Source organism: Streptomyces auratus (genome assembly GCF_050433025.1).
GTDB classification, from domain to species: Bacteria; Actinomycetota; Actinomycetes; order Streptomycetales; family Streptomycetaceae; genus Streptomyces; species Streptomyces sioyaensis.
Window position 1 is genome coordinate 2,857,105 of record NZ_JBNGCB010000001.1, and the last position, 14,505, is coordinate 2,871,609.

The 14,505-nt window shown below is 69.0% G+C and carries 12 protein-coding genes and 2 tRNA genes; 6 read left to right on the forward strand and 8 right to left on the reverse strand.

Annotated features, from left to right (window positions below; genetic code table 11):
• Positions 1–219 precede the first annotated feature (219 nt).
• Entirely contained in the window at positions 220–1,437 is a 1,218-nt protein-coding gene (locus BKA18_RS12345) for a hypothetical protein (protein ID WP_366043473.1), read from the forward strand.
• On the opposite strand, the gene BKA18_RS12350 is transcribed toward BKA18_RS12345, so the two are convergent.
• The gene (locus BKA18_RS12350) at positions 1,403–4,024 is read right to left on the reverse strand and encodes a valine--tRNA ligase (protein ID WP_366043188.1); all 2,622 of its coding nucleotides are present in this window, start codon (positions 4,022–4,024) and stop codon (positions 1,403–1,405) included. The genes BKA18_RS12345 and BKA18_RS12350 overlap by 35 nt on opposite strands.
• 160 nt (positions 4,025–4,184) lie before the next feature.
• Here BKA18_RS12350 and BKA18_RS12355 point away from each other — a divergent pair, with 160 nt between their 5' ends.
• Positions 4,185–5,138, forward strand: a complete 954-nt coding sequence (locus BKA18_RS12355) for a hypothetical protein (protein WP_366043189.1) — start codon at positions 4,185–4,187, stop codon at positions 5,136–5,138.
• Positions 5,139–5,342: 204 nt separating this feature from the next.
• On the forward strand, positions 5,343–5,627 hold the full coding sequence (locus BKA18_RS12360; RefSeq protein ID WP_366043190.1) for a hypothetical protein: 285 nt from the start codon (positions 5,343–5,345) through the stop codon (positions 5,625–5,627).
• A gap of 74 nt (positions 5,628–5,701) precedes the next feature.
• Here the strand turns inward: BKA18_RS12360 and clpX are convergent, their stop codons facing one another.
• From clpX to BKA18_RS12385, 5 genes are all read right to left on the reverse strand, one after another.
• Entirely contained in the window at positions 5,702–6,985 is a 1,284-nt protein-coding gene (gene clpX, locus BKA18_RS12365; protein ID WP_006605628.1) for an ATP-dependent Clp protease ATP-binding subunit ClpX, read from the reverse strand.
• Positions 6,986–7,154: 169 nt separating this feature from the next.
• On the reverse strand, positions 7,155–7,853 hold the full coding sequence (locus BKA18_RS12370; RefSeq protein WP_429638318.1) for an ATP-dependent Clp protease proteolytic subunit: 699 nt from the start codon (positions 7,851–7,853) through the stop codon (positions 7,155–7,157).
• Positions 7,854–7,918: 65 nt separating this feature from the next.
• Positions 7,919–8,521 (reverse strand): ATP-dependent Clp protease proteolytic subunit, encoded by a 603-nt coding sequence (locus BKA18_RS12375; protein ID WP_030283915.1) that lies wholly within the window; start codon positions 8,519–8,521, stop codon positions 7,919–7,921.
• Positions 8,522–8,809: 288 nt separating this feature from the next.
• Positions 8,810–10,204: a trigger factor gene (gene tig, locus BKA18_RS12380; RefSeq protein ID WP_006605624.1), complete on the reverse strand. Its 1,395-nt coding sequence runs from the start codon at positions 10,202–10,204 to the stop codon at positions 8,810–8,812.
• Between the two features lie 232 nt (positions 10,205–10,436).
• Positions 10,437–10,513 (reverse strand) — tRNA-Pro (locus BKA18_RS12385).
• 182 nt (positions 10,514–10,695) lie between these two features.
• Between BKA18_RS12385 and BKA18_RS12390 the strand changes: the two genes are divergently transcribed.
• Together BKA18_RS12390 and BKA18_RS12395 are read left to right on the forward strand one after the other, a co-directional pair.
• Positions 10,696–10,766, forward strand: a tRNA-Gly gene (locus BKA18_RS12390).
• A gap of 112 nt (positions 10,767–10,878) precedes the next feature.
• Positions 10,879–11,265, forward strand: a complete 387-nt coding sequence (locus BKA18_RS12395) for an arsenate reductase family protein (RefSeq protein ID WP_366043192.1) — start codon at positions 10,879–10,881, stop codon at positions 11,263–11,265.
• Positions 11,266–11,302: 37 nt separating this feature from the next.
• Here BKA18_RS12395 and BKA18_RS12400 read toward each other — a convergent pair whose 3' ends face one another.
• Positions 11,303–11,497: a hypothetical protein gene (locus tag BKA18_RS12400; RefSeq protein WP_030415520.1), complete on the reverse strand. Its 195-nt coding sequence runs from the start codon at positions 11,495–11,497 to the stop codon at positions 11,303–11,305.
• Between the two features lie 593 nt (positions 11,498–12,090).
• Here BKA18_RS12400 and BKA18_RS12405 point away from each other — a divergent pair.
• Entirely contained in the window at positions 12,091–13,254 is a 1,164-nt protein-coding gene (locus BKA18_RS12405; RefSeq protein ID WP_366043193.1) for an acyltransferase family protein, read from the forward strand.
• 45 nt (positions 13,255–13,299) lie between these two features.
• Here BKA18_RS12405 and BKA18_RS12410 read toward each other — a convergent pair whose 3' ends face one another.
• Positions 13,300–14,445 carry a PP2C family protein-serine/threonine phosphatase gene (locus tag BKA18_RS12410; protein ID WP_006605620.1) on the reverse strand — a complete coding sequence of 382 codons (1,146 nt, stop codon included), beginning with the start codon at positions 14,443–14,445 and terminating at the stop codon, positions 13,300–13,302.
• Positions 14,446–14,505 lie beyond the last annotated feature (60 nt).

The window sequence follows — 14,505 nt, forward strand, 5'->3', positions numbered from 1 at the left end:
CGTGCGATGCGGCCGGAACGTCGGTATTCCGGCATTCCGGTCCACCGTGCCTCGCCTTCATGAGAGCCCCATGAGAACGGCCGTCGAGCGCCCGACCGGACAACTTTCCACCGCGTTTCCCCCTCTTCCACGGGGGGTTGTGGGCAGCCCCGGATGATCACCACGCGGCAGTGGACGGAAGGCAGGAGCTGAAGAGGAGTGCCGGCAATCAGTCAGCGGATGCATTTGATCCTGCTCACCGCCTGGACCGTGCTGTGGTTCGTCCTGGTGGAGCCGCACGGCGGATTCTCCTGGCACTATCTGCGCACCGGCGGCCAACTGATCTACCAGGGCACCTCCGGCAACGGCACCGGCGGGCTCAATCTCTACGCGCACCACCCCGAACTCCAGATGGGTCCGCTCAGCTTTCTGACGGCCGGCCTGTTCAACCCGTGCCCCGAGGTCCTCGGGCAGTTTCTCGCCGCGGCCCTGATGTCGCTGCTCGGCCTGGTCATCGTGGTGCTGGCCGGCCGCAGCGCCGCCCACCACTTCCTGGGCACCGGCACCAACCACCAGCGGCTGCGGCAGCGCGTGCTGATCGCCGGGCTGGCCTTCATCCCCATGTGGATCGAGGTCGCGGTCCGCTTCGGGCATCTCGACGACGTCCTCGCGCTGTTCTTCACCGCCCTCGCGGTCCGCGCCGTCACCCGCGGCGACGCCGCCCTCACCGGCGTCTGCCTGGCCCTGGCGATGGATTCCAAGCCCACCGCCCTCGCCTTCCTCCCGCTGCTGCTCGCCCTGCCGCGGGAGAAGTGGCTGCGGGCCGGCCTGTGGTGCGCGGGCCTGGTGGCCGTCGCCTGGCTGCCGTTCTTCCTGGGCGATTCGCAGTCCTTCGCCGCGGCGAAGTTCGCCATCCCCAACCAGTCGGCGTCCGCCCTGCGCTGGCTGGGCGTCGACGACCCGACGACCCCCGGCTGGGACCGCCCCGCCCAGGCCGCCCTGGGGCTCGTGCTGGGCGCCCTCGCCGTCTGGCGCGGCCGCTGGGCGGCGGTGGTGCTGCTGGGGGCCAATGCCCGGATCGTGCTCGACCCGAGCGTCTACACGTACTACACGGCGTCCGTGCTGCTCGGCACCCTGCTCTGGGACGTCATCGGCCAGCGCCGGCTGGTGCCCTGGTGGAGCTGGCTGGGCCTGCTCTTCCTCTACGGCAGCGTCTTCGCCGTGCCCGACGACGCCGCCCGGGGCCTGATCCGGCTGGCGTTCGTGGCCGTCTCGACGGCGTACGTCCTGCTCTGGCCGGTACGGGAACGCGGACGGCGGGGCCGACGACGGCGCAGGCCCCCCGCCCGTACGGACGAGGGGCCTGCGCACCGCGGTCCCCAGGAGGGCCGCCCGGATCCCGGACCGCCCACGGGTCCGGCGGCTACTCCGTGGGCAGGGCCGCCAGCTGCGCCGTGATGCGGACGATGTCCGCCTCCGCGGCCTCCAGCCGGCCGCGGATCTTGTCCACGACCTTCTCCGGGGCCTTGGCGAGGAACGCCTCGTTGCCGAGCTTGCCGGTGGCCTGCGCCTTCTCCTTCTCCGCCGCCGCCAGGTCCTTCGTCAGCCGCTTGCGCTCCGCCTCGACGTCGATGGCGCCGGAGAGGTCCAGGGCCACCGTCGCGCCCGCGACCGGCAGCGAGGCGGTCGCGCTGAAGCCGTCACCCGCCGGCTGCAGCCGCAGCAGCGCGCGCATCGCGGCCTCGTGGGCGGCCAGCTCCGTACCGGAGAGCTCCAGCTGCGCCGGGACCTTCTGGCCGGGCTGCAGCCCCTGGTCGGAGCGGAAGCGCCGGACCTCGGTGACGACCTGCTGAACCGTCTCGATCTCCCGCTCGGCGGCCGCGTCCCGGAAGCCGGAGTCCTTGGGCCAGTCGGCGATGACGACCGACTCCCGGCCGGTCAGCGTCGTCCACAGGGTCTCGGTGACGAACGGCACGATCGGGTGCAGCAGCCGCAGCGTGACGTCCAGCACCTCGCCCAGCACCCGGCGCGAGGCCTCGGCGGCCGGTCCGCCCGCCTGGAACGTGGTCTTGGACAGCTCGACGTACCAGTCGAAGACCTCGTCCCACGCGAAGTGGAAGAGGGTGTCCGACAGCTTCGCGAACTGGTAGTCGTCGTAGTACGCATCGACCTCGGCGACGACCGAGTTCAGCCGGGAGAGGATCCACCGGTCGGTCGCCGACAGCTGCTCGGCGGGCGGGAGTTGGCCCTCCACCGTCGCCCCGTTCATCAGCGCGAAGCGGGTGGCGTTCCAGATCTTGTTGGCGAAGTTGCGCGAGCCCTGGACCCAGTCCTCGCCGATCGGCACGTCGACGCCCGGGTTCGCCCCGCGCGCCAGCGTGAACCGGACGGCGTCCGAGCCGTAGGCATCCATCCAGTCCAGCGGATTGACCGCGTTCCCGAAGGACTTGGACATCTTCTTGCCGAACTGGTCACGGACCATGCCGTGCAGCGCGATGGTGTGGAACGGCGGGGTGCCGTCCATCGCGTACAGCCCGAACATCATCATCCGGGCGACCCAGAAGAAGAGGATGTCGTAGCCGGTGACCAGGACGGAGTTCGGATAGAACTTCTCGACGCTGGGGGTCTGCTCGGGCCAGCCGAGGGTGGAGAACGGCCACAGGCCGGACGAGAACCAGGTGTCCAGGACGTCGGTGTCCTGGGTCCAGCCCTCGCCGGTGGGCGCCTCGTCGTCCGGGCCGACGCAGACGACCTCACCGTTCGGGCCGTACCAGACGGGGATGCGGTGGCCCCACCACAACTGCCGCGAGATGCACCAGTCGTGGAGGTTGTCGACCCAGCCGAAGTAGCGGGACTCCATCTCCTTGGGGTGGATCGCGACCTTGCCGTCACGGACCGCGTCCCCCGCCGCCTTCGCCAGCGGGCCGACCTTCACCCACCACTGCATCGACAGCCGCGGCTCGATGGTGGTCTTGCAGCGCGAGCAGTGCCCGACGGAGTGGGTGTACGGGCGCTTCTCGGCGACGATCCGGCCGTCGGCGCGCAGCGCACCGACGATCGCGGAACGGGCCTCGAAGCGGTCCAGGCCCTGGAAGGGGCCGTGGGCCGTGATGACGCCGCGCTCGTCGAGGACGGCGAGGTTGGGCAGGTCGTGCCGGCGCCCGATCTCGAAGTCGTTGGGGTCGTGGGCCGGGGTGACCTTGACCGCGCCGGTGCCGAACTCCGGGTCGACGTGCTCGTCGGCGACGACCGGGATCCGGCGGCCGGTCAGCGGCAACTCGATCTCGGTGCCGACGAGATGGGCGTAGCGCTCGTCCTGCGGGTGGACCGCGACCGCGGTGTCGCCGAGCATCGTCTCGGCGCGGGTCGTCGCCACGACGATGGAGTTGTCGCCCCCGCCGTACCGGATGGAGACGAGCTCGCCGTCGTCGTCCTGGTACTCGACCTCGATGTCCGAGATCGCGGTCAGACAGCGCGGGCACCAGTTGATGATGCGCTCGGCGCGGTAGATCAGCTCGTCGTCGTAGAGCCGCTTGAAGATCGTCTGGACGGCCTTGGTCAGGCCCTCGTCCATCGTGAAGCGCTCCCGCGACCAGGCGACGCCGTCGCCGAGCCGGCGCATCTGGCCGGAGATCTGGCCGCCGGACTCGTTCTTCCACTGCCAGACCCGCTCGACGAACGCCTCGCGGCCCAGGTCGTGCCGGGAGATGCCTTCCTTGGCGAGTTCGCGCTCGACGACGTTCTGGGTGGCGATACCGGCGTGGTCCATGCCCGGCTGCCAGAGCGTCTCGTAGCCCTGCATGCGCTTGCGGCGGGTGAGCGCGTCGATCAGCGTGTGCTCGAAGGCGTGCCCCAGGTGCAGGGAGCCGGTGACGTTCGGCGGCGGAATGACGATCGTGTACGGCGGCTTGTCGCTCTTCTCGTCCGCCTCGAAGTAGCCCCGCTCTACCCAGCGCTCGTACAGCGGCCCCTCTACCTCGGCCGGCGTGTACTGAGTCGGCAGTTCGGGGGCGCTGTGGTTGCTCTGCTGAGTGTTCTCGGTCACGACGGACAGTGTACGGGCGCGGATGTCGCGGCTTCGAATCGGTTTCGCCCCCGGCGCCACGGCTGTCGGCGGCGTCGTACAGGATGTCGGCAGCGCATAAACATCACCACTTCACACGCAGCACTCAACTGTCTTCAGTTGTCACGAGGGGAACCGCTCCATGAGCTTCAACCAGCCGCCTCCCGGCCCGTACGGCCAGCAGCCCCCGCAGCCGGGCCCGTACGGCCAGCCGCAGCAGCCGCCGGCCCCGCAGCCGGGCTACGGCTACCCGCAGCAGGGCGGCCAGGTCCCCGGGCAGCAGGGCTACGGCTACCCGCCGCAGGCCCCGCAGGCCCCGCAGCAGGGTTACGGCTACCCCCAGCAGCCCGCCCAGCCCGGCTACGGCCAGCAGGCCCCGTACGGCGGCCAGCAGACCCCGTACGGCGTGATTCCGCAGGGCGCCCCGGAGTCCGGCGGCAACGGCAAGAAGATCGGCCTGATCGCCGGCGCGGTCGCGGTGGTCGCGGCCATCGGCATCGGCGCGTACTTCGTCTTCGGCTCGGGCGGAGACGTGGCCCCCTACACGATCTCCCTCCCGAACAAGCTGCTGAACGGGGAGTACAGCAAGGCACCCGGTTCCCCCGCCGGTGTCGTCAAGGACGTCTCGAACGACAAGGACGCCAAGGCGATGGGGATCACCGAGAGCAAGGCCGTCAGCGGCAAGTACGCCAACGTCGGCAAGCTGCAGCTGAATGTGGGCGGTGTCTACGGCAAGGTCGCCGACCCCGAGTCGGCCGTGGACCAGGCGTTCGCCAAGCTGGAAGAGGACCAGAAGAAGAACTCGGGGAACCAGGGCCTCAAGATCGAGACGGTCTCCGGACCGACCGACTACTCACCGAGTGACTTCGACGGCGCGATCATGAAGTGCAAGGAGCAGAAGCTCTCGGCCGCCCAGGGCGGTATGAACGTGTCGCTGAACTTCTCCATGTGCATCTGGGGCGACAACAGCGCGATCGGCACGGTCTCCGTGATTCCCACCCCGTCGCCCGGCGGGGAGAGCGCGAAGGCGCCCAGCGCCGAGCAGTTGTCGGACCTGACGGCGAAGGTCCGCAACGAGGTCCGCAAGGAGAAGTAGCGCCCGGCCTACGCAGCCCATCGAGGAACCGAGGCGCTCGACGAGGAACGCTCGTCGAGCGCCTTCTGCGTGCCCCACGGCATCGCACCGAAAGAGCCGGCAGAACACCGACCAAAGCCTCACGGACGCCGCGAACGGGCGTACCCCGCTGGTAACTTGATCACCGACCGACCAAGATTTTTTCACTTCAGGGGGAGAGTTGCCATGCGCAAGTCCATCCGTCGCCTAGCGGCAGCAACCGGAGTGCTGATGGCGGGAGCCGCACTCCCGCTTGTCGTCACCGCTCCGGCCCAGGCCAGCACCGCGGACTGCACGGCCTACTTGAGCAGCAAGGGCTACATCGTGGGCAAGAAGGTGCTCACCGTCTGCGAGGACTGGGCGCACAGCATCGGGGGCGCGATCCCGCCCCTTCCGTGCATGCAGCCTTTGGAGCGTCTCGGCGTCAAGGCGTCGCACGCCGAGGAAGCCTGCAACCGCGCGCAGTCCTGACCGCCGCGGCAGACACACCACCGCCCGGCAGCGTTCCCGCTGCCGGGCGGCTCTCGTGTGGTGTGCCGGAGCGGCTACGCGCTCTTCTCCTGCGGCTCCCCCGACTCGCCGCGGTTGCGCGGGACCAGGGTCGGGTTCACGTTCGAGTGGACGACGTCCTCGGTGATGACGACGCGGGCCACGTCCTTGCGGGACGGGATCTCGTACATCACCGCCTGGAGGACCTCCTCCATGATGGCGCGCAGACCGCGGGCGCCGGTGCCGCGCAGGATGGCCTGGTCGGCGATGGCCTCCAGGGCCGGGCGGTCGAAGTCCAGCTCGACACCGTCGAGTTCGAAGAGGCGCTTGTACTGCTTGACGAGCGCGTTGCGCGGCTCGACCAGGATCTGCAGCAGGGCCTCGCGGTCGAGGTTGTGGACCGAGGTGAGGACGGGGAGGCGGCCGATGAACTCCGGGATCATCCCGAACTTCACCAGGTCCTCCGGCATGACGTCCTGGAGCTGGTCCTTGGACTCGATCTCGCGCTTGGAGCGGATCGTGGCGCCGAAGCCGATGCCCTTGGCGCCGGACCGGGCCTCGATGATCTTCTCCAGACCGGCGAAGGCACCGCCCACGATGAAGAGGACGTTGGTGGTGTCGATCTGGATGAATTCCTGGTGGGGGTGCTTGCGGCCGCCCTGGGGCGGGACCGAGGCGGTGGTGCCCTCCAGGATCTTCAGCAGGGCCTGCTGGACGCCCTCGCCGGAGACATCGCGGGTGATCGACGGGTTTTCGCTCTTCCGGGCGACCTTGTCGATCTCGTCGATGTAGATGATGCCGGTCTCGGCCTTCTTGATGTCGAAGTCCGCGGCCTGGATCAGCTTGAGGAGGATGTTCTCGACGTCCTCACCGACGTAGCCGGCCTCCGTCAGCGCCGTGGCGTCGGCGAACGCGAAGGGGACGTTGAGCATCCGGGCGAGGGTCTGCGCGAGCAGGGTCTTGCCGGAGCCGGTGGGGCCGAGCAGCAGGATGTTGGACTTGGCGAGCTCGATGCCCTCGTCGCCGCGGCCGGGGCCGTTCTCGCCCGCCTGCACCCGCTTGTAGTGGTTGTAGACGGCGACCGACAGCGCCTTCTTGGCGGGGTCCTGGCCGACGACATAGCCGTTCAGGAACTCGTAGATCTCCCGCGGCTTGGGGAGCTCCTCCCACCGCACCTCGGAGGTCTCTGCGAGCTCCTCCTCGATGATTTCGTTGCAGAGGTCGATGCACTCGTCGCAGATGTACACACCAGGTCCCGCGATGAGCTTCTTCACCTGCTTTTGACTCTTTCCGCAGAATGAGCACTTGAGCAGGTCGCCGCCGTCACCGATGCGTGCCACGAGGTGCTTCCCCTTCGCCTGGGATCCGCATTGCTCCACGGACCCGGGTGCTTGCCTATCGACGGTACCTTGCCGGGCCCCCCGTACGGGCCCCCCTTGGACCGACTCGGTTCACTCGATCCCGACCCGGTCCAAGGGGGCAACGCTCCGGCTCACATTGCGAAGATCGTCAGCCGATCGACACGGAGGACTTCCGGGTCGAGACGATCTGGTCGACCAGACCGTACGCCAGGGATTCCTCTGCGGTCAGAATCTTGTCACGCTCGATATCATCACGGATCTTCTCGACCGGCGTGGAGGAGTGCTTGGCCAGCAGGTCCTCCAGCTGCGAGCGCATCCGCAGGATCTCGTTGGCGGCGATCTCCAGGTCGGAGACCTGGCCGCGGCCGGTCTCGCTGTAGGGCTGGTGGATCAGCACCCGGGCGTTCGGCAGCGCCATCCGCTTGCCGGGCGTGCCGGCGGCGAGCAGCACGGCCGCGGCGGAGGCCGCCTGGCCCATGCAGACCGTCTGGATGTCCGGCTTCACAAACTGCATCGTGTCGTAGATGGCCGTGAGCGCCGTGAACGAACCGCCGGGGCTGTTGATGTAGATGGAGATGTCCCGGTCCGGGTCCATCGACTCCAGGCACAGCAGCTGCGCCATGACGTCGTTGGCCGAGGCGTCGTCGATCTGCACGCCGAGGAAGATCACGCGCTCCTCGAACAGCTTCGCGTACGGGTCGTACTCGCGCACACCCTGCGAGGTGCGCTCGACGAAGCGCGGGACGATGTAGCGAGCCTCGGCCCGTGGGCCGGAGAACTGCGAGCGCGGGCCGGAAAACTCGGACTCCGCGCCCTGGGAGAGTCCGCTGCCGGGGAAGTTGTTCATCGTGGTGTTCACCGTCCTGGTGGCGATCAAGTGGGCTGGGGGCTGTGGGGCGAGTGGTACGGGGCTCAGGCCCCGGTGCCGCCCCCGCCCGGAACGCCGGCGGCGGAGGTCATCACGTCGTCGATCAGGCCGTACTCCTTGGCCTCATCGGCGGAGAACCAGCGGTCGCGGTCCGAGTCCTGGGTGATCCGCTCGACGGTCTGACCGGTGTGGAAGGCCGTGAGCTCCGCCATCCGCTTCTTGGTGTGCAGCAGCCGCTCGGCGTGGATCTTGATGTCCGACGCGGAACCCGCCAGGCCCGCGGAGGGCTGGTGGATGAGGATCTCGGCGTTCGGCAACGCGAAGCGCTTGCCCGGGGTGCCGGCGCTCAGCAGGAACTGGCCCATGGAGGCGGCGAGGCCCATCGCGATCGTCACCACGTCGTTCTTGATGTACTGCATGGTGTCGTAGATCGCCAAGCCGGCCGAGATCGAGCCGCCCGGGGAGTTGATGTAGAGGAAGATGTCCTTGTCCGGGTCCGCGGCGAGGAGAAGCAGCTGCGCGGTGATCTTGTTGGCGATGTCGTCGTCGACCGGCTGGCCGAGGAAGATGATCCGCTCGCCGAGCAGCCGGTTGTAGACCTGGTCGCCGAGGCCACCGAAGGTCGGCTCAGCGGCGGCGGAAGGCATCGGGATCGTCACGTGTCCACCTGCTCGTTGTCGGACGGCTCAGGCCGTCTCAGCGTCGTCTTCTGGGGCGCGGGGATCGGCGCCGTGTGTGGGTCCGGCGCGGTTTCAGGGACTCCCCTGCCCTCGTATCTACGGACCCTAACGCGCAGGTCGGACAACGCCATCCCGCATCGATAACTGTTCGCTGTGAGCGCAGGCTCACCGGCCGGTTACGACATACGGGCCCGAACACACGGACGTGCGTGTTCGGGCCCGTCACAGCCGGTCGGCGCGCTGGGCGCCTAAGGCTCAGGCCTCGGGCTTCTCGTCGCTGCCCTCGGTCTCGGCGGCGGCGTCGGCGTCGGCGGCCTCGACCGTCTCGGCGGTCTCGTCCTCGTCGTCGAGGTCGATGACCTCGCCGTTGCTGTCCTTGACCGTGGCGGCCTCGACGACGACCGCGAGGGCCTTGCCGCGGGCGACCTCACCGACGAGCATCGGCACCTGGCCGCCCTCGACGACGGCCTGCGCGAACTGGTCGGGGGACATGCCGGAGGACTGCGCGCGGCGCATGAGGTGCTCGGTGAGCTCCTCCTGGCTGACGTTCAGCTTCTCCTTGTTGACCAGCTCGTCGAGGATGAACTGGGTCTTGATGCCCTTCTCGGCCTGCTCCTTGGTCTCGGCGTCGAACTCCTCCTCGCTCTTGCCCTGGATCTCCAGGTACTTCGCGAGGTCGAGGCCCATCTGGCCGAGCTGGTGGTTGACCAGGTTGTGCTTGCGGGTCTGGATCTCGTCCTCGAGCAGCTTCTCGGGCATCGGCACCTCGACGAGCTTGAGCAGCTCGTCCAGGACCTTCTCCTGAGCCTGGGTGGCCTGGTCGTACTTCTTCATCTGCTCGAGGCGCTTGCGGCTGTCCGCGCGGAGCTCCTCGAGGGTGTCGAACTCACTGGCCAGCTGCGCGAAGTCGTCGTCCAGCGCGGGCAGTTCGCGGGACTTGACCTCGGTCACCTCGACGGTGACCTCGGACTCCTTGCCCTCGGCGGAGCCGCCCTTGAGCTCGGAGGTGAAGGTGGCGCTGCCGCCGGCCTCGACGCCGGTGACGGCCTCGTCGATGCCGTCGAGGAGCTCACCGGAGCCGACGGTGTAGGTGACGCCCTGGGCGACGCCGTCCTCCAGGACCTCGCCGTCCACCTTGGCTTCGAGGTTGAGGGTCAGGACGTCGCCGTCCTGGGCGCCGCGCTCGACCGGGCTGGTCGTCGCGAAGCGCTCCCGCAGCTGCTCGACGGACTTGTCGATGTCCTCGTCCGACACCTCGACGGCGTCGACCTCGACCTCGATGCCGGAGTAGTCCGGGATCTCGAGGGCGGGACGGATGTCGACCTCGGCGGTGAAGGCCAGCAGCTCGCCGTCCTTCAGCTCGGTGATGTCGACCTCGGGCTGGCCGAGGACGTTCAGCTCACCCTCGTTGACCGCCTCGGTGTAGAACTTCGGGAGCGCGTCGTTGACGGCCTCCTCCAGCACGGCGCCGCGACCGAACCGCTGGTCGATGACGCGGGCCGGGATCTTGCCCTGGCGGAAGCCCTTCACCGTGACCTGCTGGTTGATCTTCTTGTACGCCGCGTCGAGGCTGGGCTTGAGCTCCTCGAAGGGCACCTCGACAGTGAGCCGAACCCGAGTCGGGTTCAGGGTCTCCACGGCGCTCTTCACGGTTCGGTCTCCTTGGGGCTGACTTCTGGGGTCCTGCGTGAGATCTGCCTGCGCCCGGCTGATCCGGGTCCGGCCGATCGCGCCCGGTACACAGACACACGGGCACGCAGTTTGCATAGTAACCGCAAGGAGGATGGCGCCCACAATGCGATCTTGAACGACTGGTGATCTTGCGACATCGCCAGGTGGGCCGCAGCAGTGCCCGACGCGAACCGTCGGGCCGACCTGCTGCTGGTCGGGGTGGCCGGATTCGAACCGACGACCTTCCGCTCCCAAAGCGGACGCGCTACCAAGCTGCGCCACACCCCGTCGGTGCGACACGTAGGGTACATGGCTGCAGGCCGTACGGCTGCCAGTTATCGGGTCGCCCGGCGGGGTCGGCGTGCGGGTGCGGGCGGCCGGGCGCACCGTGCGCGGAAGGGATGTGCGACGCACCGCCGCGACCCGCTAGGATGCACTGCGTGCCGCGGTCCTGCGACCGGTCGGCGCTCGCGGGCGTAGCTCAATGGTAGAGCCCTAGTCTTCCAAACTAGCTACGCGGGTTCGATTCCCGTCGCCCGCTCAGAGTACGGACCCCAGGCCTGATGGCCTGGGGTTTTCCGCTGTTACGGGCGAGGTGGCGGGCGGGCGCACGCCCCTTAGCTCCGGGGGCGGGAGGTCCTTAGGGTGGCCCCATGGAGATCTGGCTCAATCCCGCGTGTTCCAAGTGCCGTTCCGCCGTGGAGATCCTCGACGAGGAGGGCGCCGAGTACACCGTGCGCCGGTACCTGGAGGATCCGCCGGGCGCGGAGGAACTGCGCGGCGTGCTGCAACGGCTGGGGCTGGAGCCCTGGGACATCACCCGGACCCAGGAGCCCGAGGCGAAGGAGCTGGGGCTCGGGGAATGGGAGCGCACCGACGCCACACGCGAGCGGTGGATCGCGGCGCTGGCGGCGCACCCCCGGCTGATTCAGCGGCCGATCATCACCGCGGACGACGGGTCGGCGCTGGTGGGACGCAGTGCGGAAGCCGTACGCGAAGCTGCGGCGCGGACCGGAGGCGAAGAGACCTCGTACGGCTGATCCCTCGTGCGGCGCCCAGGAGGAGCCGGCGGACCGCCTAGAAGGTGATGTGGTTGATGGTGTCCGCCAGGGAGTTGAGGAACCGGTTGATCGACGGCGCCATGCCCGTGGAGGCGAGGAAGAAGCCGAACAGTATGGCGACGAGCGCCGGACCCGCCTTGATGGATTTCCCTCTGATCAACACGATCAGGATGATCCCCAACAACAGCACCACAGACAGCGAAAGAGCCACAACTGATCACACCCTCGGTCGGAACGCCTCACCGGCCCGGGAGCATGCCTCGCACACCCCCCTGCACCATCGTGCCACCAACTCCATGCCCACTGGATACCGGTGACGAATCATCGGCCAACGCTTTGCCCGATTCCCGACGTCGGTGGCCACAGGGCTGCGGCCGGACGGTGCGCGGGTGGCGATGAGGTGGCGGCGCGCTCGTGAGAGGGGCCGGCCGGGCCGGGAATTCTTCTCCGCCCGGCGCCGCACCGGCACCTCACTCTGATCTTTCTCCGGTGCCGCTCACCCCCTTCCCCCGGATTCTCGGGGCGGGAAATTCGTGGCGTCCGTCACTGCTTTACCGGGTGCCGCAAGGGCTTATTAGCATTCGGACATAAGAGCAAGGAGGCGGACATTCCCGCGGAGTCGTTTGCGGGGGAAACGGGGGGATTTGAAGGGATGATAGGGGACGAGTCGGGCGGCTGCCGGCCTGCTCCTACCCGGTGATTGCGGGTTTATCCGTTCGGCATCCGCGGCGGCGCCAGGGAGAAATAAGGAAAGGGGCCGGACGCGGTTTTACGCATTCGCCGACCGCCGCTATCGTGCCTGCAATGTTTTCCGCTGCCCCGACACCCCGACGCGTACTCCCCCCTGCCCGGGCGGCGGCGGAGACGGACCGGACGGAGGCGACGGCCGGGACGTCCGGCGGGCCGGAGGGGGCCGAGCCGCCCTCCCCCAAAGCCGGTAGCCGCAATCCGTTCTTCGACAACGCGAAGTACCTGGCCATCGTGCTGGTGGCGATGGGGCACTCCTGGGAACCGCTGACCGACGGCAGCCGGGCCGCCGAGGCCCTGTACATGACCGTCTACACGTTCCACATGCCGGCCTTCATCATCATTTCGGGCTACTTCTCGCGCAGCTTCGACATGCGCAAGGACCGGCTGCAGCGGCTGGTCACCGGGGTCGCGGTCCCCTATGTCCTCTTCGAGACCGCCTACGCCTTCTTCAAGCGCTGGGCGGACAACGACCCGGGGCAGCCGATCAGCCTGCTCGACCCGTGGTTCCTGACGTGGTTCCTGATCGCCCTGTTCATCTGGCGGCTGACCACCCCGCTGTGGCAGATCGTGCGCTGGCCGATCCCGCTCGCGGTGGCCATCGCCGTCCTCGCGTCCGTCTCACCCGACATCGGTGACGATCTGGACCTCCAGCGGGTGCTGCAGTTCCTGCCGTTCTTCGTCCTGGGGCTGTCGCTGCGCGCGGAGCACTTCGCGATGGTGCAGCGGCGGGCGGTGCGGATCGCCTCGGTGCCCCTCTTCGCGGCCGCGCTGGTGATGGCCTACTGGGCGGCGCCCCGGATGACCTCGGCGTGGTTCTACCACCGGGACAGCGCCCAGGAGTTGGGCACCACCTGGTGGATCGGCGCCGTGATGACGCTGGCGCTCTTCGGCTGCTCGGTCGTGCTCACCGCCTGCTTCTTCTCCTGGGTGCCGACGCGGCGGACGTGGTTCACGGTGCTGGGCGCGGGGACGCTGTACGGCTATCTGCTGCACGGCTTCCTGGCCAAGGGGTCGCGGTTCTGGGGCTGGTTCGACGACTACGCCTGGCTGCACACCCCGCTCGGTGAGATCGCGGTCACGCTGATCGCAGGGGCCGTCGTGACGGCCTTGTGCACCCCGCCGGTCCGCAAGGTGTTCCGCTTCGCGATGGAGCCGACGATGGCCTGGGCGTTCCGTAAGGACCCGGCCGATACGGCGCGGGCCCGCGTCAGCTCCTGAGCGCGCGGCCCGGTCAGGCGTCTGCCCGGCCCGGTCAGCCGTCGGTCAGGCGTCCCGGCAGATCAGCAGCAGCGCCCGGTCGTCGTTGACGTCCTTGGCGACGGCCTCGATCAGATGCCAGGCCGCGCCGGCGAAGCCGCTGGCGACATAGCGGTCGGCCTCGCCGGTCAGCCGGTCGATGCCCTCGGCGATGTCGCGGTCGGCGGCCTCGACCAGGCCGTCGGTGAACAGCATCAGCACATCGCCGGTCCGCAGCGTGCCCTTGACCGGGTCGAACTGGGCGCCGTCGTAGACACCGAGCAGCGGCCCCTCCCCCGACTTCTCCTCCCAGCGGCCGGTGCCCGCGCTGAGCTGCAGGGCCGGCAGATGCCCGGCGGAGAGCAGCTCGTAGTCGCCGGATTCCAGGTCGAGGACGAGATGGATGGAGGTGGCGAAGCCCTCGTCCCAGTCCTGGCGCAGCAGATAGCCGTTGGCGGCGGGCAGGAAGCCGTGCGGCGGCAGCGAGCCGAGCAGGCCGCCGAAGGCGCCGGACAGCAGCAGCGCGCGGGAGGCGGCGTCCATGCCCTTGCCGGAGACGTCGGTCAGCACCACTTCGAGGATGGTGCCGCCGTGGGTGCGGGAGGCCACCACGAAGTCGCCGGAGAAGGACTGTCCGCCGGCCGGGCGCAGCGCCATCTCGCGGTGCCAGCCCTGGGGCAGCTTGGGCAGTTCGCTCTGGACGCGGATCCGCTCGCGCAGGTCGAAGAGCATGGTGCCGCCGCGCCGCCAGGGCACCCCGACCCGGCTGCGGAACTGCGCGATCAGCAGCCCGAAGAACCCGACCGCGGCGACCACCAGCACGGTGCCCGGAGTGATCCGGTCCGGTCCTTCGTCATACGCGCCGAACAGCGCGGACTCGACGACCAGCGCGGTCGCGGAGGCGCCGTACAGCACGAGGAGGTTGGCCGGCCGCAGCACCAGTCCGCCGGCGATGACCGGGAGGACCAGGGCGGTCGGGGCGATCCACTCGGGGAACCGGAGCGTGCCCGCGGCGATGGCAGGTATGGCCAGGAGCAGGACCGCCAGTGCGAACCGGTCGGAGCCCTCACCACGGAAGTAGTCGACCCCGGCCTTGCGCACGCCGATGCGGGCCCGGTGCAGACCTTTGTGCATCCGGGCCGTCAGGGTGTCCGTGCCCCGGCCGCTTGTCATTGCTCTGGGACCCTATCCACCCGTTCGGCGGCGCGTCGATTCGCCGCACGACGGCCCGGC